This is a genomic window from Ruegeria sp. YTSA219 (assembly GCF_059609985.1).
Window position 1 is genome coordinate 502,839 of record NZ_JBXWMT010000001.1, and the last position, 21,593, is coordinate 524,431.

Sequence of the window (21,593 nt, forward strand, 5' to 3'; positions counted from 1 at the left end):
TCCCGGAACTAGGACTTGCCCCCGGTGATTACCCCTGAACGTCCGGCAGGGCCACCCCTGCTTTCTGCAGAGCATTCCAGATTTTCTGATCACGGCCATAGACGTCGCGACGGTACTGTACCTCACCTTTCGGGCCAATAAAGGCAGTGCGGTAAATCAAGTGGACAGGAACATGCTGCTCAAGCTTCACAGTGGTCTCTTTTCCTGTCGCGAGAATCCGATGGAAAAATGCCTTTGGGTTTTCTTCTTGCTTCGCCAACAGTGCGTAAGCGAATTCGAAAGGCTGAGCCAATCTGATACAACCATGCGAGAAGGCACGAGATTCCCGAGCAAACAGACTTTTCTGCGGTGTATCATGCAGATAAATGTTGTGCTTGTTGGGGAACATGAACTTCACCAGCCCCAGGGCATTGCTTTTGCTGGGCGGTTGGCGCATCGCAAATGGAAAGTTGCTTGCGGTGAACTGGGTGAAATCTACTGCCCCGCGATTGACCTGGCGACCACTGCGATCGGTAATCTGAATATGCCCAACGGCATTTGGGTTGGACTGCAGCTGCGGCAGGTATTCCTTGGTGATGATCGAGCGTGGGACATACCAGCTGGGGTTAATGACCATATGCTCCATCTTGTCCGAAAACTCAGGGCTGCGACGATCATGGGTGTTCTTGCCGATCACGGCGCGGGTTTCAAAGGTAATAAAGCCGTCATCAACAATCTTGGCTGAGAAATCAGCCTGATTGACCAGAATGTGGCGTTCACCGCGCTCGCGCGGCAACCAGCGCTCACGCTCCAGCGCGACATAGACGGCCTTCAGACGATCCGAAGCAGTGCGGTTCAGCTCAGTAATTGTGCCCGGCCCCGCGACGCCATCTGCGGCAAGACCATGTGCGATCTGAAACCGCTGAACGCCTGCCAGCAAGGCATCGTCAAAAACAGGGCTGGCTGTTGGGTTCATAAAACCCATTTCAACCAGTCGGTTACGCATCGCTATTACGGCGGGTCCCGTATCTCCCAGTTCGAGCTTAGCCTGCGGAACAGTAGTTCCCCAACCGCCTTGGCGAACCAATTCTTCCAGCGCAAGTTTCTGCTTCATCAAAGCCCGATACTGGGTCGAGCTTGGCGCCAACTGATCGAAATAGGCTGCATCCTCCGAGGTCGTCAGTCCACGCAGATGCCCTGCTGTCGAGGTCGGCTCGACCTTCCTGACCAATCCATCGTCTATATCGGATGGTCGTAAAAGGCCTGTCCTCATGTCTTGTGCATAGGCCGCAAAAACGCGCGTCAGCTCGACCTCAATCGCCCCAAGCTCACGCGCTGATTTTGCTGATTGAAGCCGGTCAACCAAGCCCTGCGCATCATAGGCGTTCGCGGGTAGCCCGTGTAATTCGACCGCAGAAAGCCCCTCAATCAACCGTTGACGACGTTCAGCATGTGCAGCCGTGTCGCCAATCCAAACAGGCACGAATCCTCTTTCACGGTAGAAATCGGCAATCTCAGACCCGGAAGGTGCAAATTCGGCAACCGCCATCTGGAATGCGGTGTCAGGCTTGGCCTCAGTGTTCGCCATCGCCGAAGTCGTTAGAAAACATGCGGCCAAAGCAATACCGGTGCTTGCACGAAGAACAGAGAACATTTGGAGCCCTTGAATTTTCAATATAATACGCCGTTTCAGGCAATGCCGAACAATTATGGTTTTGCTTGAAACCCATTGTCTATTCACAAATGCATCAATTTCGTGCTTATACTCAAGCGTGATGCTTGTTTGCATCGGACAGATTTCGGCGACGGCCTAAGACGTTGGATCTTTGCCATTTTGCACCACCTGCGCAAAAAACTGCCGAAAATTCCCCCTTGAAAAGATGAATTTGAAAGACTTCTTGGCCGCCCTTCACGACTGTGTCATAAATCCCTCATCTGGGATGGGAATAAATTAATACAGCGCGCGTAACATCGTGTGCAGGCAGGAACAGTACGGGACGAAACACAAAATGACGACGAGCAGTTCCTCGGGTTTGACCCGGCGTGCTTTATTGGGCGCATTCGCAGCAACAGCAGTTGTAGCAACTCCAACCTACTCCAATGCAGCAGGATTCCTTCGTGGCGGTGGTGATATTCGCCGTATTCGCATGTATTCCGGACGCACTGGCGAGCGGATCGATATGATCTATTGGGTTGACGGTAAATACATCAAAGACGCGGTCAAAGAAGTGAACCACTTCATGCGCGATTGGCGCACCGACCAGGCCAAAGATATGGACCTCCGCACGATCGACATCATGGCGGCGTCGCATAATCTGTTGGATGTCAACGAACCCTATATGCTGCTGTCGGGCTATCGCTCGCCGCAGACCAACGCGATGCTGCGGTCACGGTCGCGCCGTGTTGCCAAGAATTCGTTGCACATGAAAGGCCAGGCAGCCGACCTCCGCCTGTCATCTCGTTCGGTCTCGCAAATGGCCAAAGCGGCGATGTCTTGCCGTGCTGGTGGTGTTGGCAAATACCACCGCTCGAACTTCGTGCATATGGATTGCGGTGTGGTAAGAAGCTGGGGCGGTTGATCCGCCCCGCCTGTCGTCAAGAGAACTTTGTCGGTCACCTAACCGTTTGAATGAGCAGATTTATCTGCCATTGTGGAGGTGCCTATTCTACTCAGGCAGCCTCATAAACCCTGCGCAAACCGGCTGTCGTAGGTGATTTTCAATACGAGCCCAAATATTCAAGAAATGGCGCACCTGAGAGGATTCGAACCTCTGGCCTCTGCCTTCGGAGGGCAGCGCTCTATCCAGCTGAGCTACAGGTGCCTGAGCCGTTAGCTAACCTTGTTCCGGTCCGGGTGCAACTGAAAATCGACCCGGATCAAACAGGTTTCACGCGAACAGATCATGCGCAAGTTCAAGCGCTTCGATCAGGGTATCGACCTCATCTTTCGAGTTATAGAGACCAAAACTGGCGCGGCATGTCGCGGTGACTCCGAGGAAATCCATCAATGGTCCAGCACAATGGTGCCCGGCCCGAACAGCGACGCCCTTTTTATCCAAAATCGTCGAAATGTCATGTGCATGGCCTGCACCGTCCAAAGTGAAGCTAAAGATCGCCGCTTTGTCCGGCCGTGTCCCCTGAAGCTGAATCCAGTTCAGCCCTGCAAACCTCTGCATCGCATAGTCTCGGATCTCGGCCTCATGAGCAGCAACGTTGTCCATCCCCAAATCCATCAGATAGTCCAGAGCGACGCCCAGTCCGATGGTTTGCACGATACCAGGAGTTCCCGCCTCGAATTTCATCGGTGGATCATTGTAGATCACCTGATCCTTGCTGACCTCTTTGATCATGTCACCGCCACCGATAAACGGGCGCATTTCGGCCATTCGGTCAGATTTGATGTAAATCGCTCCCGATCCTGATGGGCCATAAAGCTTATGCCCGGTGATGGCGTAGAAATCGCAGCCGATATCCTGGACATCGACCGGCATATGCACGGCGCCTTGACTGCCATCCACCAGCACCGGGACGCCTTTGGCATGGGCGCCTTCGGTGACTGCTTTGACATCCACAACCGTGCCCAACACGTTCGAACAATGGGTCACCGCGACCAGCTTGGTTTTTGGACCGATGGCATCAATGACAGCTCGCGGATCAAGCCCACCATCCGCATCCACATCCACCCATTTCAACACCACTCCCTGACGCTCGCGCAGGAAATGCCAGGGTACGATGTTTGCATGATGCTCCATCACACTCAGGACGATCTCGTCCCCGGCCTGAAGACGCGGCATCGCCCAGCCATAGGCGACCAGATTGATGCCTTCAGTCGTGCCCGAGTTCAGAACAATTTCATCTTCATCCGTTACGCCCAGAAATCGGGCAATAGTTCCACGAACGGATTCGTATTTCTCGGTCGCCAGATTGGACAGATAGTGCAGCCCGCGATGCACATTTGCATATTCTTCGGTATAAGCCCGCGTCACAGCGTCAATGACAACCTGTGGCTTCTGAGCTGATGCTCCATTGTCCAGATAGGTCAGCGGCTTGCCGTTTACCTCTCGGGACAGGATCGGAAAGTCAGCGCGAATTTTCTGCAGATCGAACATCGTATTTTTCTTCCCTAGACCGGGCCGCTGGGTGTGAACATGAGGACAAATGAGATTGAAATCAGTGCGGATAACAGAATGACCCCAAAAGATTTCAGCATCGAGTTGAACTTATGAGCTTCATTCAGGAAATGCATTGAGACGTAAAGGCTGACAAGTGCGGTCGCCAGCAAAAACATGACCATCATAAATGGAACAACCATCGAAACGATCAGCGTCACCGACATCGCTGCGATCTGAAGGAATTGCAGCCAGATCGTCAGGATCAGGATATCTTTGAATGTCGCAACGCCCCCGATAGTACGACCAACAAAAAGAAGAGCCACCACGCTGAGCAGCATCGCGCCTGACGAACGCAGAAGGTTCAGAATAACAGGATCAGAAACGGGAAGCGGTTCACCCTGGGGGACAGGGACCATCTGTTCGATACCAATTTGGATGGCACCGTTCAGAACGACAGCCAGAAAGAATGCCAGCCAGACAACTTCACGCCCGGGACGCAGATCCAGCAACCGTCTTGCCGCTTCGGCAGGGTTGGTCAGGGTCAGAACAGCAATCTGACTCAGCACGGCCGGATTCATTCCGCATACCTTTGCGCTTGCCTAAGGCCCGAAAACCAGAACCACAGGAATACGACGAACCAAACCAACCCGACAGTGGTCATGGTTGTCCCCGGACCAATAAAACCAGCGACAAGGCCGTTCAGCAAAATCAACGGCGTCGAAGATAGCAACGCCCAGAACAGAGCTAACCTTGCGCCATAGGCAGTCCCCTTTCCGCCGAACAGACGCGCCACACCGTGGGACACGAAGGCCAGAAGGTAGAAGAACAGCGGCAAGATAATGACAGTTCCAAGCAAGGCACCGCCCAACAGCATGTTAAGCTCGAGATCTTCGAGATGCGCCTGTCGGGACAAACGTGGCAGTTGCGCAATGAATGCCACCACGCAGAACGCCATTACAAAGACCAAAGCGCGGTCCTCACGTTCGCCCAAATCCAAAAGCCGGCTTACAACCCGGCCTGGTCCACGGTATGTGGCCACTATATCCGACGTTACCGGCATCAGCTTCGCCGAGAAAGCCAGCCTTCAAGGCGGTCAACCATAGCCTCCGCAAGGCTTTCATCCTCGATCTCTTCCACAGCCTCGGCCAGGAACGACAATGTCAGCAAATTTGTTGCCTCTTTGACGGGCACACCCCGAGACCGCAGGTAGAACAGAGCCGTTTCATCAAGCGCACCTGATGTCGAACCGTGCGAACAGACAACGTCATCGGCATAGATCTCAAGCTCGGGCTTGGCGAGGAACTGACTATCATCATCCAGTAGCAAAGACTGGCTGATCTGATACCCGTCTGTTTTCTGGGCGCCCTCTTTCACAAGGATCTTGCCCTGAAACACGCCGGTCGCGCCGTTCCGCAGCACCTTCTTGAACACCTGGCGGCTTTCGCAACCAACCGCGTCATGGGTGACGAATACCGTGTCGTCATGGTGAAAGTCGCCATCTCCGACGCAGGCACCGGCCACGTGCGCCACCGCATCATCGCCGGTCAATTCGATCACCTGTTCGTTCCGGGTCAGAACACCGTTCATGGTCAGGGTGAAGGATTTGTAGACCGAATTGGCACCCAACCGTGTAAACATATGCGTCGCCGCACGACGCTCGTGGTCACGACCCTGGGCCCGCACATGGTGCAGCGAGCCACCATCGGCAATGTCAATTTCCATACATTTGTTGAAACGCGATGCCGCCGGCCCGTTTTCGAGAATGGTAACCTCGGCGTCAGTTTCGACCCGCACTACGTGATGCAGGATCGCATCCGAATCCTCGGACGCATGGCGATAGATCAGGCTGATCGGTTTCGATGGCTTACCGGTCACATGGATGGCCACGCCGTCTGATGCAAATGCGGTGTTCAATGCGGCCAGCGGGCGCTGAACCGGGACTTGTCCATTTGCTTCAAGAACGCCGTACAAGTCTTTGGCCCAATGGATATCTTTGCAGCAAATATCTTCAAGCCGGTCGATCGAAACACCTTCGAGTGTCAGATCATCGGACTCTTCGGGATTGAACACTCCGTCAACGAAGACAATCTTCAAGCGGTCGAATTCATCGAACATTTGCGGCTCGTCCGACTCGAACAGCGCCGCATGCGCTGCATCAGCCGATACGAGCGTATCGGGTTGGGTGTATTTCCAGTACTCGTCGCGCCGGCTGGGCAAGCCCATTTGGCGCACACGGGCAATCGCGTCCTCGCGCGCAGCGCGAGTACATCCGGCATCGGGCAACGACAGGACGGCCAGCCGCTCCTCCGTCGCAGTCTGTTTTGCTTGGGGCAACGCCATCAGTTCACCTCGGCCAGAATGTCGGCATAACCGTTGTTTTCAACCTCAAGTGCCAACTCGGGACCGCCAGTTTTTACAATCCGCCCATCGGCCATGATATGCACGACATCAGGTTTGATGTGGTCCAGAAGGCGCTGATAATGCGTGATAACAAGGAAACCACGCGCTTCGTCGCGCAGCGCGTTCACGCCCTCGGCAACCAGTTTCATCGCGTCTACATCCAAACCGGAATCTGTCTCGTCCAGAATGCACATTTTGGGCTCGAGCATGGCCATTTGCAGTATTTCGTTGCGCTTTTTCTCACCGCCAGAAAAGCCAACATTCACAGGGCGCTTCAGCATATCCGCATCGATCTTTAACGATTTGGCCTTGGCGCGCACCTCTTTCAGGAAATCGGCTGCCGAAAGCTCTTCTTCCCCGCGGGCCTTGCGCTGTGAATTCACAGCGGTGCGCAGAAAGGTCATGTTGCCAACGCCTGGGATTTCAACCGGATATTGGAACGCCAGGAAAACACCGGCTGCTGCGCGCTCTTCCGGTTCCATCTCGAACAGGTTCTCACCACCAAGGGTCGCCGAGCCTTCGGTCACTTCATACCCATCCCGACCGGACAGCACATAGCTGAGCGTCGATTTGCCCGAGCCATTTGGCCCCATGATCGCATGTACCTTGCCAGCCTCAACCTTCAGGTCGACACCTTTGAGGATTTGCTTGTCTTCTTCTTCAAGTTTGACGTGCAGGTTTTTGATTTCCAGCATGTTTATTTCCTTTGGCGTATCGCAAGAGGGTCATGCCCCCTGTATGTTCTGAATTCAGGGAAAGTCGGGATTAACCCACAGATCCTTCGAGACTGATGGCCACCAACTGCTGGGCCTCCATCGCAAATTCCATCGGCAGTGCCTGTAGCACGTCCTTGCAGAACCCGTTGACAACAAGGGCCACGGCCTCTTCCTCGTCCATTCCGCGCTGACGGCAATAGAACAGCTGATCATCATCGACCTTCGACGTCGTCGCTTCATGCTCGACGCGCGATGAGTTGTTCTTGACCTCGATATAGGGCACCGTATGCGCCCCGCATTTGTCACCGATCAGCAGGCTGTCACACTGGGTGTAATTGCGGCTGTCCTTGGCTTTCGGATGCATCGAGACCAACCCGCGATAGGTGTTCTGCGCCTTGCCCGCGCTGATCCCTTTCGAAACGATCCGAGACTTGGTGTTCTTGCCGAGGTGGATCATCTTGGTGCCAGTGTCGGCCTGCTGATAGTTATTGGCAATCGCGATCGAATAGAACTCACCTTGGCTTTCATTGCCGCGCAGGATGCAGGACGGGTATTTCCATGTCACGGCAGAGCCGGTCTCCACCTGCGTCCACATCACCTTGGACCGGTCGCCGCGGCAATCCGCGCGCTTGGTCACAAAGTTATAGATGCCACCCTTGCCATTCTCATCCCCGGGGTACCAGTTTTGAACGGTCGAGTATTTTACCTCGGCATCTTCCTCGATAATGATTTCGACCACGGCAGCATGCAGCTGCGCAGTGTCGCGCTGAGGCGCAGTACAGCCCTCCAAGTAGCTGACATAGCTGCCTTTATCGGCAATGATCAGGGTACGTTCAAACTGACCGGTGTTCTCCGCATTGATGCGGAAATAGGTGCTCAGCTCCATCGGGCAGCGTACGCCCGGCGGGATGTAGACAAATGACCCGTCCGAGAACACGGCCGAGTTCAGCGTGGCATAGAAATTGTCCGATACCGGAACCACGGTGCCCAGGTATTTCTTGACCAGCTCGGGGTGCTCCCTGATCGCTTCAGAAATCGAACAGAAGATCACACCTGCCTTTTTCAGTTCGGCCTGAAAGGTTGTGCCAACGGACACCGAGTCGAACACCGCATCCACGGCCACCTTGCGCCCTTCGGCGGGCATATCCTCGGCACCTTCGACGCCAGCCAAAATCATCTGTTCTTTCAGTGGGATACCAAGCTTTTCGTAAGTGGCCAGCAGCTTCGGATCCACCTCATCCAGCGATTTCGGCTTTACCTCCATCGATTTCGGACGGGCATAGTAATACTGGTTCTGGAAGTCGATTTCGGGATAGCTGACCATCGCCCATTTCGGCTCTTCCATCTTGGTCCAGCGTTCGAACGCGGCCAGACGCCATTCGGTCATCCATTCCGGTTCTTCATTCTTGTCCGAGATCAGACGGACGATATCGGGGTTCACGCCTTTTGGGGCGTATTCCATCTCGATATCGGTGTTCCAGCCGTATTTATAAGTTCCGGCCTCGCGCACCGCATCAACGGTTTCCTGATCGACACCTTCTTTTACCTGAGTCTGGTCCAAAGCGGCCATGACTTATCCTCCGTCAGATCACGCGGCACGCGCGCGATGCTTTTTCTCTTTTTCCAGCCACGTATCCGCGAAACGCAGCACATCATCTTCTGTCGTCCAAGGGCCGAGCGATACCCGAATTGCGCTGGCTGCCGTTACCTCGTCATATCCCATTGCCGTCAGAACTCGGCTGGTCTTTACCTTGCCACTTGAACAGGCCGAACCTGCGCTGATCGCAAATCCAGCCAGATCCATCTGCATAACTTGCGTCTCCCCTTTCCATCCGGGAGTTGCAAAACACAAAGTGTTGGGGAGTCGCTCCTGATCTTTCCCGACAAAAATAGTCGCTTTCGATCCGGCCTCAAGAGCGTTCTCTAGAATATTTCTAAACTTAGCAACATTTTCCCAAACACCGTTAGCCAGATCTTTCACTGCGGCCTCGGCAGCGGCACCAAAACCCGCGATTCCAACAACGTTTTCCGTCCCGGAGCGCCGGCCCATTTCCTGCCCGCCACCAACAGCAAGCGGGTTGATGTCCAGCCCTTGTTTTAGGATCAGAGCGCCAACACCCTTAGGACCGCCGATTTTATGCGCCGAAAGAACCGCCATATCCGCATCGCTCCAGGCGAAGGAAAAGGGTATACGGCCAACAGCCTGCGTAATATCCAGCAACAACCAATCGGCGCGCCGTGCGCCATAGGGCCACTGACCTTCGACCTTTTTCGGTGGCAAGGTAACGATACCTGTTTCCGAATTCGCCAACCCCATTGCTAAGATGTGACCAGGTCCGAACGGGCGTTCGTTGCAGTTCGATAGATCAAGATGCGACCAAAGCGCGTCATGCGCCGTTGTATCGACGAACACATCGCAATTATTCGGTCTATTTTGCAGGACCCGAGCCGCTTCGGTCGCACCTGAGGTGAAAATAACTTCCTGCGGTCGGCACCCGACAGCTTCGGCCACCTGCGCCCGTGCACGCTCGACCATGGCCTTTGCCGCTCGTCCTTCAGCGTGAACCGAGGAAGGGTTACCGATCTGATCCATTGCCGTGATCATCGCATCGCGCGCTTCGGGGCGAATTGGCGTTGTGGCGTTATGATCAAGGTAAACACGATTCATGGATGCACCTTTTGGCAACCAAAGGGACTTGGACAAAGCAAATTCATCTTACTCGTCCACGACCGCAAACAGATTAGGAACAGCCGGACAGGGCGCCAAGTCGTTCCTGATCACATCAGAAAGCCGCGTTTGATGCAGAAACACATAAACATGGGCACTCAGCCCTTCCCACAATCGGTTGGTCAGCGATTGCGCACGACTGCCCGATGAGGCCCCCGAAGCCCCTGCCCCTTTTTTCAACGCGTCTACAGTTTCGTCGACGGCGGACAGAATTTCGACTACACGGATTTCCGACGCAGGGCGCGCCAACCGATAACCTCCGCCCGGACCGCGCACTGACGAGACAAGCTCGGCCCGGCGCAGCTTTACGAACAGCTGTTCAAGATAAGGCAACGAGATGTCCTGCCGTTCGGAAATTTCGCTCAGCGTTACCAGTCCGTCAGAAGACTGAAGAGCGATATCAGCCAAGGCCACCATCGCGTAACGACCCTTGGTCGAAAGCTTCATTCTCATTCCCTTATGGCAGTTAACGCGCGAAATCATTGACGCCGCCGCTGCCAGTGCGTATCTCCGACTGACAGCGCCCTTGCGCCGACTATCACAATTAGAACCGTTCTAAGGTGTCCGACGATTATCGTCAAGTATTTCCGGACACCCAGAAGAAAAAGACAGGACCTATGCACACATGCCCGAGGTGATTTTTCCCGGACCCGAAGGCCGCCTGGAAGGCCGCTACCACCCGCAAAAGGAAAAAGACGCACCGATCGCCATCGTGTTGCACCCGCATCCTCAATTTGGCGGGACCATGAACAATAAGGTGGTCTATAATCTGCACTATGCGTTCTACAACATGGGTTTCACTGTGTTGCGGTTCAACTTTCGCGGTGTTGGCCGCAGCCAGGGCGAATATGACCAGGGCGTAGGCGAGCTGAGTGATGCGGCATCGGCACTGGACTACCTGCAGTCGATGAACAACAATTCGAAACACTGCTGGGTCGCAGGGTTCTCGTTCGGAGCCTGGATCGGGATGCAACTGCTTATGCGCCGCCCTGAGATAACCGGTTTCATCAGCGTTTCTCCGCCAGCCAACATGTATGATTTCTCGTTCCTGGCGCCCTGCCCCTCTTCGGGTCTGATTATCAACGGATCCTCTGATCGGGTGGCCCCGCCTGCAGACACCACTGCTTTGGTTAACAAGCTGCATGAACAGAAGGGCATCACAATCACCCATAACGAAGTTGAGGGTGCTGACCACTTCTTTCAGGATCGCCACATGGATACGCTGATCACTGACGTAAGTGACTATGTGAAACGGCGGCTGACAGAGAACACGCGCTAATGTCCGACACGATCATCAGACTTGCTTCCAAGCTGGCCGAAGACACAATGAAAGTGATGGACGAAACCGGAAACGACCGCTTCTTCATGGAAGTTGGCGAAGTGATCGGGGCGTCCTCACAAACATTGGAAGAAGCATTCCTGACCGAGATCCGTGTCCGGATGGCCGAACGTAAGGCCCGCAAGTTTGTCGTCGAGAAATTGACCGAACATCGGTCAAAACTGAAAGCTATAGAAAAACAATGACGCAAAGACTGTCCGCGCAAATCGACTTTCTTAAACGCGCGGACAGGCTGAAATCTGTCAATCGTGCCAACGCCTTGTTGGATCAGTCTCGCCCAGAGAACGCGGCTGAGCATAGTTGGCAACTGGCGCTTTGGGCCCTGGTTTTGGAACCGGTTGCCGGGCCAGACGTGAATATCGACCGCGTTATCAAAATGCTATTGCTGCATGATCTGGTCGAAATCATCGTAGGCGATCACCCGATTCACCTGAAAACAGATTGGAAAGCACTGGAATTGGCGGAACAAACAGCTGCTGAAGAGCTGTTTGGCATGCTGCCTGCGGATCAGGCCACGACGTTTCTTGCTCTTTGGCAAGAATTCGAAGCCGACGCCACGCCGGACGCGAAATTCGCCAAGATTCTGGATCGGTCGCAACCGATGTTTCAGGTGCTGTGTGCAGAACGGCCAAACCCAGAGCATTTAGCTGTCGTGAATGACAACCTAAAACGTGGTCGCGCTGCCTATCTGCAACAAGCTTTCCCGGACGCATATAATCTTGCCCAAGCGCTGCTGAATGGAGGCAAACTCGAAACCTCCGAGCTTTCTTTGCGTTTGGGTTTCTTGTCCGAAACTGACCAACTCAAATCGGTTCAGCGCGCATCTCGTCTGCTCTATGATGGCCGGTTTGAGAATTCAGCCGAACATTCCTGGCACATCATGCTTTTTGCCTGGGTCCTGTCCGAATATGCAGCCCCTTCCGTTTCTGTAAACCGCGCCCTCAGGATGCTTTTGCTGCACGACATTGTTGAAATTGGCGCCGGTGATCACCCAATTCATGGGCAGGTCGACCACGCGGCACAAGCCGCCGAGGAACTTGCTGCGGCGCAAAGGTTGTTTGGAATGCTCCCAGAGGTCCAAAATCAAGAATTCATGTCGATCTGGCAGGAGTTTGAACAGGCCGAAAGCCCCGATGCCTGTTTCGCCAAAGCGATTGATCGCTTCCAAACCCCGGTTGGCAACCTCGAGACAGGAGGCGGTACCTGGATTGATTACAACGTCACATACGAACAAATCCACAGCCGTGTCGGCACGGTGATTATTCCCGGTGCACCAGCTCTGTGGGCATGGCTGGATCCGTTGCTTCGGGGTTACTTTTCTGAGACTGCAGAAAGCTGAAAACACAGCGGAAAAAGGAGCATAACACCCCTTTTTCCTGTATTCGGCAGTCGCTTAAACCGATGCACCAATCAATCGCTCAACATTTCGGGCTGCTTTTGTTTCGACGGACCCCCCGCCAGCAAGCCACCCAAGCGCAACAATAAGTGCCGAAAGAGCGATGACGTATTTTGCAAATTTCGTCATGGCGATACTCATAAAAAAACACGATAAAACGCGGACAAAGTATCACATTGCCGAAAATCCACATAGTCGGGTAATCCTGACCCCTGATGGATGCCAGTAAACACCTGCTATCGCTTGCGGGTATCGGTCATTTCGTGCTCAACCCAATGCAACCTTATTGAATGCGAGACCCCCGTGCCCAAAGCATATCTTCTACTGCTGTTGGCAGTTGTTGCCGAAACGATTGGTACAACTGCACTTCAGGCCAGCCAGCAATTCAGCCGGTTCTGGCCGTCAGTGCTTGTGGTTGTTGGCTATGGAATTGCCTTTTATCTGATGGCCCTCACGCTCAAATACATGCCGGTTGGTATCGTCTATGCGATCTGGTCCGGTCTTGGAATCGTGCTGATTGCCATCATCGGTTTCATTGTCTTTGGTCAGAGGTTGGATTTACCCGGGATAGCTGGACTCAGCATGATTTTGGGTGGAATACTAATCATACACCTCTTTTCCGGTACAGCAGGACACTGACGATCGGTTAGGGCTGGCATATTTCGCCGAGCCGCGTTATGCGCGCGTCAACTTCCCGTTCAAAGGCTGACCTCTCATGGACCTGCGCAATATCGCAATCATCGCTCACGTGGACCACGGCAAAACAACGCTGGTCGATGAGCTGCTAAAACAATCCGGTGCGTTCCGGGAAAATCAGGCTGTCGCAGAACGCGCCATGGACAGCAATGACCTCGAGCGTGAGCGTGGTATCACCATCCTTGCAAAGGCCACTTCGGTGGAGTGGAAAGGCACGCGGATCAATATTGTCGACACGCCGGGCCACGCCGATTTCGGCGGCGAGGTTGAACGCATCCTCAGCATGGTCGACGGCGTTGTCCTGCTGGTCGATGCTGCCGAAGGTCCTATGCCGCAGACCAAATTCGTGACCTCCAAGGCGCTGGCGCTGGGTCTGCGTCCGATTGTGGTGCTGAACAAAGTCGACAAACCCGACGCCGAACCAGACCGTGCGCTGGACGAATGCTTTGATCTGTTCGCAAACCTCGGTGCGGATGACGATCAGCTTGATTTCCCTTCAATGTACGCCTCAGGCCGGTCGGGCTGGGCAGATATGGAGCTGGAAGGACCCCGCAAGGATCTGTCAGCACTGTTCGACCTGATCGTTGACCACGTCCCTGCTCCCAAACAGATCGAACGCAAGGACGAACCCTTCCGGATGCTTGCCACGACACTGGGCAGCGACCCGTTCATCGGCCGCATTCTGACTGGCCGTGTCGAAAGTGGTACGCTCAAGGCAGGTGACACCCTCAAGGCGCTCAGCCGGGACGGAACACTTATCGAGAACTTTCGCGCCTCTAAAATCCTGGCTTTCCGCGGTTTGGGGCAGCAACCCATTGATGTGGCCGAGGCGGGCGATATCGTCACCATCGCAGGTATGAGCAAAGCGACCGTGGCAGATTCGCTTGTTGCCCCACAAGTCGAAGACGCTCTGCCTGCGCAGCCGATCGACCCGCCGACCATCACAGTGACCTTTGGTATCAACGATTCGCCCCTTGCCGGCCGAGACGGTAAAAAGGTTCAGTCCCGTGTCATTCGCGACCGTTTGATGAAAGAAGCAGAATCAAACGTCGCCATTCGCATTACCGACACTCCGGGCGGTGAGGCCTTCGAAGTTGCGGGACGCGGCGAATTGCAGATGGGTGTTCTGATCGAAAACATGCGCCGCGAAGGGTTCGAGCTGAGTATCTCTCGCCCACAGGTCCTGTTCCGCGAAGAAGACGGTCAGCGCCTGGAGCCCATCGAAGAAGTCACCATTGACGTGGACGACGAGTATTCCGGCTCGGTCATTGAAAAGATAACAGGTGTCCGCAAAGGTGAACTGGCCGAGATGCGGCCTGCTGGTACAGGCAAAACCCGCATCATCGCCCATGTGCCGTCACGCGGGTTGATCGGTTATCACGGTGAATTCCTGACAGATACACGCGGTACTGGCGTTTTGAACCGTGTGTTCCACGACTGGGCACCGCATAAAGGACAAATTCCGGGCCGCCGCGCAGGCGTTCTGATCTCGATGGAGAACGGACAAGCAGTTGCCTATGCCCTTTGGAACCTCGAAGAGCGTGGCCGCATGTTTGTTGGCCCTCAGACCGATGTATATCAGGGTATGGTTATCGGCGAGCATTCGCGCGACAACGATCTTGAGGTTAACCCGCTGAAGGGGAAAAAGCTGACCAACGTCCGGGCCAGCGGATCGGATGACGCTGTGCGCCTGACACCCCATATTCAGTTCTCGTTGGAAGAGGCGATCGCCTATATCGACGATGACGAACTTGTCGAAGTGACCCCGAACGCAATCCGTCTGCGCAAACGCTTTCTGGATCCGCACGAGCGCAAGCGTATGGCAAGATCTGCCTGATCATTGCAGTGATGCAGTTCACAGATTGGAAACAATAACACAATCGTGACATATTTGCGCACACGCGTATTAAGGCCCATCCTGGAAGGCTCGCTCTCAAAGCGGGCCTTCTTTTTGTTTTACCTACACTTTCCTCTTTAAGTTGTTTCACTTTTAACATTCACAATTTTAGGAAACTTGTAATTCTGGCTCAAAAGGGATGTATTTGTGTCCAAAGTATGGCACCTGTTTGCCTGCCAAGTTTTGAGTAATGAGTATCAAGGAGTAGCGCCATGCGCATTAAGTCTCGCTTACTTTCAATAGTATTTGTTTCAGCAACATTCCCAGTTATTTCAGCTGTATCCGCTTCAGCTTCAGACATGTGTACAATACGAACAGCCAAACAGTCGGTATCGACTGAAACGCTTTGTGCATGTTCTGTCGTAGACGCCCGGATGCTGCGCTATTTGCAGCGACGCTCAGATTTCGAGGACATCTTGTCCCGTACATTGGAGAGTTGCCCAGCTTTTGCAGCAGTTCTGACTGACTTTCCAACCGCATCTATTCTCGGAAATGAGCAACGATCAGGAGACGGCGCTGCTGATGAAAATGGCGGTGGTGGTTCCGGCGGCGGCGGTGGCGGCGGCGGTGGTACCGGCGGCGGCGGTGGCGGCGGCGGCGGTGATACCCGCGGCGGCGGTGGCGGCAATGGTGACGGCAACGATGATGACGACGGTGGTGACGGCGGCGACGGTGGTGACGGCGGCGAAGGTGGCGACGGCGGCGAAGGTGGCGACGGCGGCGAAGGTGGCGACGGCGGCGAAGGTGGCGACGGCGGCGAAGGCGGCGAAGGTGGCGACGGCGGCGACGGCGGCGACGGCGGCGAAGGTGGTGACGGCGGCGAAGGTGGCGACGGTGGTGACGGCGGCGAAGGTGGTGACGGTGGACCCAAGGGCAACCGTTCTGGCCATAGCGACGGAACCAATCCAGGCGGCCAATCTCAGAACCCGAACGGTACCAACAATCCGGGCAACCCCAAGTAAGCAGATTTAGGCACTACAGAAAATGGCGAAGCAACAGCTTCGCCATTTTTGCATTCTAACCAGCTGAGATTAGCTTTCCTCAGCTTCTGCCGAAGACCCCGACCCATTTACTGGGCCGCCGAGGGTCCTGCATCCGCAGAAACAGATATCGCGTCGCCGACCAGGGTTTGATGCGGTTGGTCAAGTTATCCAGAACCAGATCGCCACTGGCCGAGCGATAAACCAAAACCGCATGAGAATTTCGCTGCGTATCCAGTACAGTTGCGATCAAAAGTTTGCTCGGATCGACGCCCGCACGGATAAGATCCCTTTTCTTCAACAGAGCAAAGTCTTCGCAATCCCCACCGCGCGAAGTCGGCAGTGCCCAACGTTCCCGTGTTCTATATTGGGCTTGGTCAGTAACCGAGCGGGTGGTTGCGTTTACCTGCCGGTTGACCTTTTTGATGATCTGCATCTCTTGCTGGCTCGACATTGAATTCGAAGCCTTGCTGGAACATGCCCAAGAGTATTGACGGCACAGTTGCCGCGCTCCAGACGGCGGGGGCGAAGATGCGACTGTGCGGATGAAGTTGCCTTCCCGCGCTTGCGCATCTGGTGCCATAACCGAGGACCCCAACGCCAATGCGAGGATTCCTAAAGTTCTACCAAAACCAGTCCAGATCCGCGCATTAACGGCCCTAAATTCCGTACCCATGGTCGCCATGCCTGTCCCTCGATCCGTGTTTTCCCTGCGATTGCCGCAAAACAGGACCATATTCCGTTTTCCGAAACTATCGGTAAACACGCCTAATTGTGCAATCTGTCTCAAATCTTGCAACTAAAAGAGGCGGAATTCCGTCATTGAAAATGGCATTTTTGGGTAAGAATCTGGCGCTGCTCGCCACATTCGAAACACGACCCCCTTGGCAGGCCCGACATCAAGACCCGCTAACTACTTGTAAATAAAAAATTTATGGGACTTCAGGTCGACGCTTGCCGCAACGTCATAATTGGGCGGCTATATTTTGGCTGAAAACCGCCCAATGAATGAGCTGCCAGGGGTATTAAATCCCTGATCGCACGGGGTGATTCTAATCTGTGATCTCTACGACCACCAATTCCCGCTCACTTGCGCCCCGTGCGTGATCGAGAGCTTGCTGGTACTCCGCCGAATTATAGCACTCAACAGCGGCTTCCAATGAGGGGAATTTGGCGACAACATTGCGCGGCCGTTCTTTGCCTTCCAACTGCACGTATCGCGCGGCACGCGCGATAAACGCACCACCGTGTTTGGCAATCGCTGGCCCGGCGAGCTCGGCATATTTTCCATAGGATTCGGCGTCAGTAACACTGACATGTGCAATCCAAAGTGCGGACATTTTGTTAACCTCCAAGAATATTCTCTGCAGCTTTGATCGCGGCATCAGCATTCGAAGCGTCCTTGCCACCACCTTGCGCCATGTCAGGGCGTCCACCGCCACCTTTTCCACCAAGTTCAGCAACCGCCGCCCGAACCAGATCCACGGCCGAGATTGCATCCGTCAGATCAGCTGTGACACCGGCCGCGACGGCTGCTTTGCCGCCCGTATCCGCTATCAGCAACACAGCACCCGATCCAAGTCGGCTTTTGTGTTCGTCGATCAGCGTGGGTAAGTCCTTGCCAGACACGCCAGTAAGGGACTGAGCCAGGAACGAGATACCGTTTACCGTTTTGGCCTCAGCGCTACCGCCCTGCCCCGAACCACCAGCCATCGCGAGATCGCGGCGCAGCTGCGCAACTTCATTTTGAAGGGATTTACGTTCATCCAACAGAGCTTTGACACGAGATACAACGTCATCCGGTTGCGCTTTCAGTTCAGATGCGATCTGCCCCAAACGTTGGTCCTGGTCGGTCAGGTAAACCATGGCTTCGTCACCGGTAAGCGCTTCGATCCGCCGGACACCGGCACTGCTGGCGCTATCCCCCAATACAACAAGCGCGCCAATATCACCGGTCTGGCGAACATGCGTTCCACCACACAGTTCGATCGACCAGGTCTCACCATCCTGGCCTTTGCCGGTTGGCGCTTTGCCCATCGAAACCACGCGAACTTCGTCGCCATATTTCTCACCGAAAAGGGCCTGCGCACCCAGTTCCCGGGCATCATCCGGTGTCATGATCCGGGTCTCGACGGTCGAGTTCTGGCGGATGAAAGCGTTGACCGAGCGTTCAACTTGCCGAATTTCCTCGGGGCTCATCGCCTTCGCGTGGCTAAAGTCGAACCGCAGCCGGTCAGCCGCATTCAAAGAACCACGCTGCGCAACGTGGTCACCCAATGTTTCCCGCAATGCTTCGTGCAGCAAATGTGTGGCCGAATGGTTGGCCCGGATGGCGGTGCGGCGAACATGGTCTACCTCAAGCTCAACTGCGTCTCCCTTGGACAAGGTACCGTGATCGACCCTGACCCGATGCGCATAGATTTTGCCATCCGCAAATTTCCGGGTGTCCTCGACCCGCGCGACATCATCACGCTCTTCCAGACGACGAATTTCGCCGGTGTCGCCTATCTGACCACCGGATTCACCATAAAACGGGGTTTGGTTCACAACGACCCAGCCGGAACAACCTGTCTCGATCTTGTCGACCAAAGCGCCATCCACGACCATTGCCGCGACCTGTCCTTCAGCCTTTTCTGTATCGTATCCAAGAAAATCCGTAGCGCCCGCAATATCCAGAACGTCAAACCAAACGGCTTGATCCGTTGCTTCCCCCGATCCAGCCCAGGCAGCGCGTGCCTTGGCCTTTTGCTCGGCCATCGCCGTATCAAACCCGTCGGTATCAACCGTCCGGCCCTTTTCACGCAGTGCATCCTGCGTCAGATCAAGCGGAAAACCATATGTATCATACAGCTTGAAAGCGGCTTCTCCAGACAGTGCCGCACCCTCTGGCAGGTCAGAGACCTCGTCATCCAACAACTTCAGGCCGCGATCCAATGTTTGCTTAAAGCGGGTTTCTTCCAGCAACAGCGTCTCTTCGATCAGCGACTGAGCCTGACCAAGTTCGGTGTACTGGGCACCCATCAGTTGGACCAATGTCGGTACCAGCTGATACATCACCGGATCCTTCGCACCCAACAGATGTGCATGCCGCATCGCACGACGCATGATCCGCCGCAGCACATAGCCGCGCCCGTCATTGCTGGGCATTACCCCGTCTGCAATCAGGAACGAGGTCGACCGCAGGTGATCCGCAATCACGCGGTGATGTACGTTCTGATCCCCATAAGGATCAACATTGGTGGCACTCGCCGAGGCCTCGATTAGGGTCTTGAACAGATCGGTGTCGTAATTGTCATGGCTTCCTTGCAACAGGGCACCAATCCGCTCCAGCCCCATCCCGGTGTCGATTGACTGCATGTCGAGCTCGACCATCGAGCCGTCTTCGAACTGTTCGTTCTGCATGAAAACGATGTTCCAGATCTCGATGAACCGATCACCGTCTTCCTCAGGTGAACCCGGAGGGCCGCCCCAGATATGATCCCCGTGGTCGTAGAAAATCTCGGTGCAGGGACCGCACGGGCCGGTCGGACCCATCTGCCAGAAATTGTCACTGGTTGCGATACGGATGATCCGATCTTCGGGAACGCCCACCTTCTTCCACATCTCGAACGCTTCGTCATCGGTGTGGTAAACCGTTGTCAGAAGGCGGTTTTTATCGACCCCGAATTCTTTGGTGATCAATTCCCATGCGAATGGAATTGCTTCGGGCTTGAAGTAATCGCCGAACGAAAAATTGCCCAACATCTCAAAGAATGTGTGGTGACGCGCAGTATAGCCGACATTGTCCAAGTCGTTGTGCTTGCCACCGGCCCGAACACATTTCTGTGCTGTCGTCGCGCGCTGATAGTCACGGGTTTCGACCCCGGTGAACAGGTTTTTGAACTGCACCATACCCGAGTTGACGAACATCAATGTCGGGTCGTTGCGTGGCACCAGGGGACTGGATGCCACTACTTCGTGCCCCTGTTTGGCAAAGTAGTTCAAAAAGGTCGATCGGATTTCGTTCAACGTTGACATAGGGCTCTCTCGGCGCGCGATCAGTTTGTTTCAAAAAGGGTTTATCCGCCTCCCCCGGGATAGTCCACAGGCGAGCGTCGCAGAACGGAACAAGGCGGCCCCGACGGACCGCTTTGTTCGGAATATGGTTCGTTCTTAGGAAAGAGCAGCGAAAATCGCTTTCTTCCCGAACCACTTATGCCTCGAGGATATCATCCTCTTCCGCGCCGGGCGGCACATCGAATTCCAGCCCATGTGCCGCGCGAATCTTGTCCTCGATCTCAAACGCGATGCGGTTGTTGTCGCGCAAATACTGCTTGGCATTCTCACGCCCCTGCCCGATCCGCTCATCACCATAGCTGAACCATGAGCCCGACTTCTCGACCACACCGGCCTTGACGCCCAGATCCAGCAGCTCGCCCATTTTACTGATGCCTTCGCCATACATGATGTCGAATTCAACTTGCTTGAAGGGCGGTGCCACTTTGTTTTTAACGACCTTCACACGGGTCTGGTTGCCAACAACCTCATCCCGGTCCTTGATCGCACCGATCCGACGAATATCCAAACGGACCGAGCTGTAGAATTTCAGGGCGTTACCACCGGTGGTGGTTTCCGGGCTGCCGAACATCACGCCGATTTTCATCCGGATTTGGTTGATGAAGATCACCATACAGTTCGAGCGGCTGATCGAACCCGTCAGTTTACGCATTGCCTGGCTCATCAGCCGGGCCTGCACACCAACGCTGCTGTCGCCCATATCGCCTTCGAGTTCAGATTTCGGCGTCAGCGCCGCGACCGAGTCAACCACGACCATGTTCACCGCGCCCGAACGGACCAGCGTATCGGTAATCTCAAGCGCCTGTTCGCCAGTGTCAGGTTGCGAAATCAGCAACTCGTCCAGATCGACGCCCAGTTTGCGCGCATATTGCGGGTCCAAGGCATGTTCCGCATCGACAAATGCGCATACACCGCCATGTTTCTGCTGTTCTGCGATGCAGTGCAGTGTCAGCGTAGTTTTGCCTGAACTTTCCGGGCCATAGATTTCAACGATCCGGCCCATCGGCAGGCCGCCGATTCCCAGAGCGATATCCAGACCCAACGATCCGGTCGAACTGGCGTCGATGTCCTGCTTGGAATCCTCGCCCAGCTTCATGATCGAGCCTTTGCCGAACTGCCGTTCGATCTGTGCCAGCGCGCTGTCGAGCGCCTTTTGCTTATCTGCGTTTTTCTTGTCGCTCATCGTCAGAAGATCCGCCATTGTCCTGTCGCCTTCCCTTTTGTCACACCCTTGAACGGGCGGCAATCGCTGCTTTGTTCGCCTCTTGTTCCTTATGGGACCAAAAAGAGAACA

The 21,593-nt window shown here is 54.8% G+C and carries 22 protein-coding genes and 1 tRNA gene; 7 read left to right on the top strand and 16 right to left on the bottom strand.

From position 1 onward, the window contains the following. Positions 1-28: 28 nt before the first annotated feature. Positions 29-1,633, bottom strand: coding sequence for a L,D-transpeptidase family protein (locus AC2FFB_RS02560; protein WP_496688131.1), 1,605 nt, complete (start codon positions 1,631-1,633; stop codon positions 29-31). Between the two features lie 355 nt (positions 1,634-1,988). On the opposite strand from AC2FFB_RS02560, the gene mepK reads away from it, so the two are divergent. Then, the gene (gene mepK / locus AC2FFB_RS02565; RefSeq protein ID WP_142633747.1) at positions 1,989-2,558 is read left to right on the top strand and encodes a peptidoglycan L,D-endopeptidase MepK; all 570 of its coding nucleotides are present in this window, start codon (positions 1,989-1,991) and stop codon (positions 2,556-2,558) included. A 166-nt stretch (positions 2,559-2,724) separates the two neighbouring features. Here the strand turns inward: mepK and AC2FFB_RS02570 are convergent. The 9 genes from AC2FFB_RS02570 to iscR form a co-directional block, all read right to left on the bottom strand. Beyond that, positions 2,725-2,801: transfer RNA gene (locus tag AC2FFB_RS02570), tRNA-Arg, on the bottom strand. A 66-nt stretch (positions 2,802-2,867) separates the two neighbouring features. After that, entirely contained in the window at positions 2,868-4,088 is a 1,221-nt protein-coding gene (locus AC2FFB_RS02575; RefSeq protein ID WP_496874461.1) for a cysteine desulfurase, read from the bottom strand. Positions 4,089-4,102: 14 nt separating this feature from the next. Then, positions 4,103-4,669, bottom strand: a complete 567-nt coding sequence (locus tag AC2FFB_RS02580) for a YIP1 family protein (RefSeq protein WP_142633743.1) — start codon at positions 4,667-4,669, stop codon at positions 4,103-4,105. Then, positions 4,666-5,151 (bottom strand): YIP1 family protein, encoded by a 486-nt coding sequence (locus AC2FFB_RS02585; RefSeq protein ID WP_496874462.1) that lies wholly within the window; start codon positions 5,149-5,151, stop codon positions 4,666-4,668. The genes AC2FFB_RS02580 and AC2FFB_RS02585 overlap by 4 nt, the downstream gene beginning before the upstream one ends. Next, the gene (gene sufD, locus AC2FFB_RS02590) at positions 5,151-6,431 is read right to left on the bottom strand and encodes a Fe-S cluster assembly protein SufD (RefSeq protein WP_496700392.1); all 1,281 of its coding nucleotides are present in this window, start codon (positions 6,429-6,431) and stop codon (positions 5,151-5,153) included. Before sufD ends, AC2FFB_RS02585 begins: the two co-directional genes overlap by 1 nt. After that, on the bottom strand, positions 6,431-7,186 hold the full coding sequence (sufC, locus tag AC2FFB_RS02595; protein ID WP_142633737.1) for a Fe-S cluster assembly ATPase SufC: 756 nt from the start codon (positions 7,184-7,186) through the stop codon (positions 6,431-6,433). Before sufC ends, sufD begins: the two co-directional genes overlap by 1 nt. Before the next feature lie 70 nt (positions 7,187-7,256). Continuing rightward, the gene (gene sufB, locus AC2FFB_RS02600) at positions 7,257-8,777 is read right to left on the bottom strand and encodes a Fe-S cluster assembly protein SufB (RefSeq protein ID WP_142633735.1); all 1,521 of its coding nucleotides are present in this window, start codon (positions 8,775-8,777) and stop codon (positions 7,257-7,259) included. A gap of 18 nt (positions 8,778-8,795) precedes the next feature. Next, entirely contained in the window at positions 8,796-9,875 is a 1,080-nt protein-coding gene (locus AC2FFB_RS02605) for a cysteine desulfurase family protein (protein ID WP_496691220.1), read from the bottom strand. A 48-nt stretch (positions 9,876-9,923) separates the two neighbouring features. Then, positions 9,924-10,382, bottom strand: a complete 459-nt coding sequence (gene iscR / locus AC2FFB_RS02610; RefSeq protein ID WP_142633731.1) for a Fe-S cluster assembly transcriptional regulator IscR — start codon at positions 10,380-10,382, stop codon at positions 9,924-9,926. Between the two features lie 178 nt (positions 10,383-10,560). Between iscR and AC2FFB_RS02615 the strand changes: the two genes are divergently transcribed. From AC2FFB_RS02615 to AC2FFB_RS02625, 3 genes are read left to right on the top strand one after another with little or no spacing between them, the layout of a single operon-like run. Continuing rightward, positions 10,561-11,214 carry an alpha/beta hydrolase gene (locus tag AC2FFB_RS02615; protein ID WP_142633729.1) on the top strand — a complete coding sequence of 218 codons (654 nt, stop codon included), beginning with the start codon at positions 10,561-10,563 and terminating at the stop codon, positions 11,212-11,214. Continuing rightward, entirely contained in the window at positions 11,214-11,459 is a 246-nt protein-coding gene (locus tag AC2FFB_RS02620) for a hypothetical protein (protein ID WP_142633727.1), read from the top strand. Before AC2FFB_RS02615 ends, AC2FFB_RS02620 begins: the two co-directional genes overlap by 1 nt. Continuing rightward, complete coding sequence (locus AC2FFB_RS02625) at positions 11,456-12,613, top strand: HD domain-containing protein (protein WP_496874463.1); 1,158 nt, start codon at positions 11,456-11,458, stop codon at positions 12,611-12,613. Before AC2FFB_RS02620 ends, AC2FFB_RS02625 begins: the two co-directional genes overlap by 4 nt. A 54-nt stretch (positions 12,614-12,667) precedes the next feature. Here AC2FFB_RS02625 and AC2FFB_RS02630 read toward each other — a convergent pair whose 3' ends face one another. Next, complete coding sequence (locus AC2FFB_RS02630) at positions 12,668-12,799, bottom strand: hypothetical protein (protein WP_282027394.1); 132 nt, start codon at positions 12,797-12,799, stop codon at positions 12,668-12,670. Between the two features lie 174 nt (positions 12,800-12,973). On the opposite strand from AC2FFB_RS02630, the gene AC2FFB_RS02635 reads away from it, so the two are divergent. Both AC2FFB_RS02635 and typA read left to right on the top strand, forming a co-directional pair. Beyond that, positions 12,974-13,309 (top strand): DMT family transporter, encoded by a 336-nt coding sequence (locus tag AC2FFB_RS02635; RefSeq protein ID WP_142633723.1) that lies wholly within the window; start codon positions 12,974-12,976, stop codon positions 13,307-13,309. Positions 13,310-13,385: 76 nt separating this feature from the next. Then, positions 13,386-15,203 (top strand): translational GTPase TypA, encoded by a 1,818-nt coding sequence (gene typA, locus AC2FFB_RS02640; RefSeq protein ID WP_271947178.1) that lies wholly within the window; start codon positions 13,386-13,388, stop codon positions 15,201-15,203. A 190-nt stretch (positions 15,204-15,393) separates the two neighbouring features. On the opposite strand, the gene AC2FFB_RS02645 is transcribed toward typA, so the two are convergent. Next, entirely contained in the window at positions 15,394-15,564 is a 171-nt protein-coding gene (locus AC2FFB_RS02645) for a hypothetical protein (protein ID WP_185956608.1), read from the bottom strand. Between AC2FFB_RS02645 and AC2FFB_RS02650 the strand changes: the two genes are divergently transcribed. Beyond that, on the top strand, positions 15,563-16,225 hold the full coding sequence (locus AC2FFB_RS02650) for a hypothetical protein (RefSeq protein ID WP_496874464.1): 663 nt from the start codon (positions 15,563-15,565) through the stop codon (positions 16,223-16,225). The two genes, AC2FFB_RS02645 and AC2FFB_RS02650, sit on opposite strands and share 2 nt — an antisense overlap. A gap of 79 nt (positions 16,226-16,304) precedes the next feature. Here AC2FFB_RS02650 and AC2FFB_RS02655 read toward each other — a convergent pair whose 3' ends face one another. The 4 genes from AC2FFB_RS02655 to recA form a co-directional block, all read right to left on the bottom strand. Next, complete coding sequence (locus tag AC2FFB_RS02655) at positions 16,305-16,979, bottom strand: transglutaminase-like cysteine peptidase (RefSeq protein WP_281972078.1); 675 nt, start codon at positions 16,977-16,979, stop codon at positions 16,305-16,307. 316 nt (positions 16,980-17,295) lie between these two features. Continuing rightward, complete coding sequence (locus tag AC2FFB_RS02660) at positions 17,296-17,583, bottom strand: DUF1330 domain-containing protein (protein ID WP_281972077.1); 288 nt, start codon at positions 17,581-17,583, stop codon at positions 17,296-17,298. Between the two features lie 4 nt (positions 17,584-17,587). Further along, positions 17,588-20,260, bottom strand: a complete 2,673-nt coding sequence (gene alaS, locus AC2FFB_RS02665) for an alanine--tRNA ligase (RefSeq protein WP_496874465.1) — start codon at positions 20,258-20,260, stop codon at positions 17,588-17,590. A 175-nt stretch (positions 20,261-20,435) separates the two neighbouring features. After that, positions 20,436-21,500, bottom strand: coding sequence for a recombinase RecA (gene recA, locus AC2FFB_RS02670; RefSeq protein ID WP_142633714.1), 1,065 nt, complete (start codon positions 21,498-21,500; stop codon positions 20,436-20,438). Positions 21,501-21,593 lie beyond the last annotated feature (93 nt).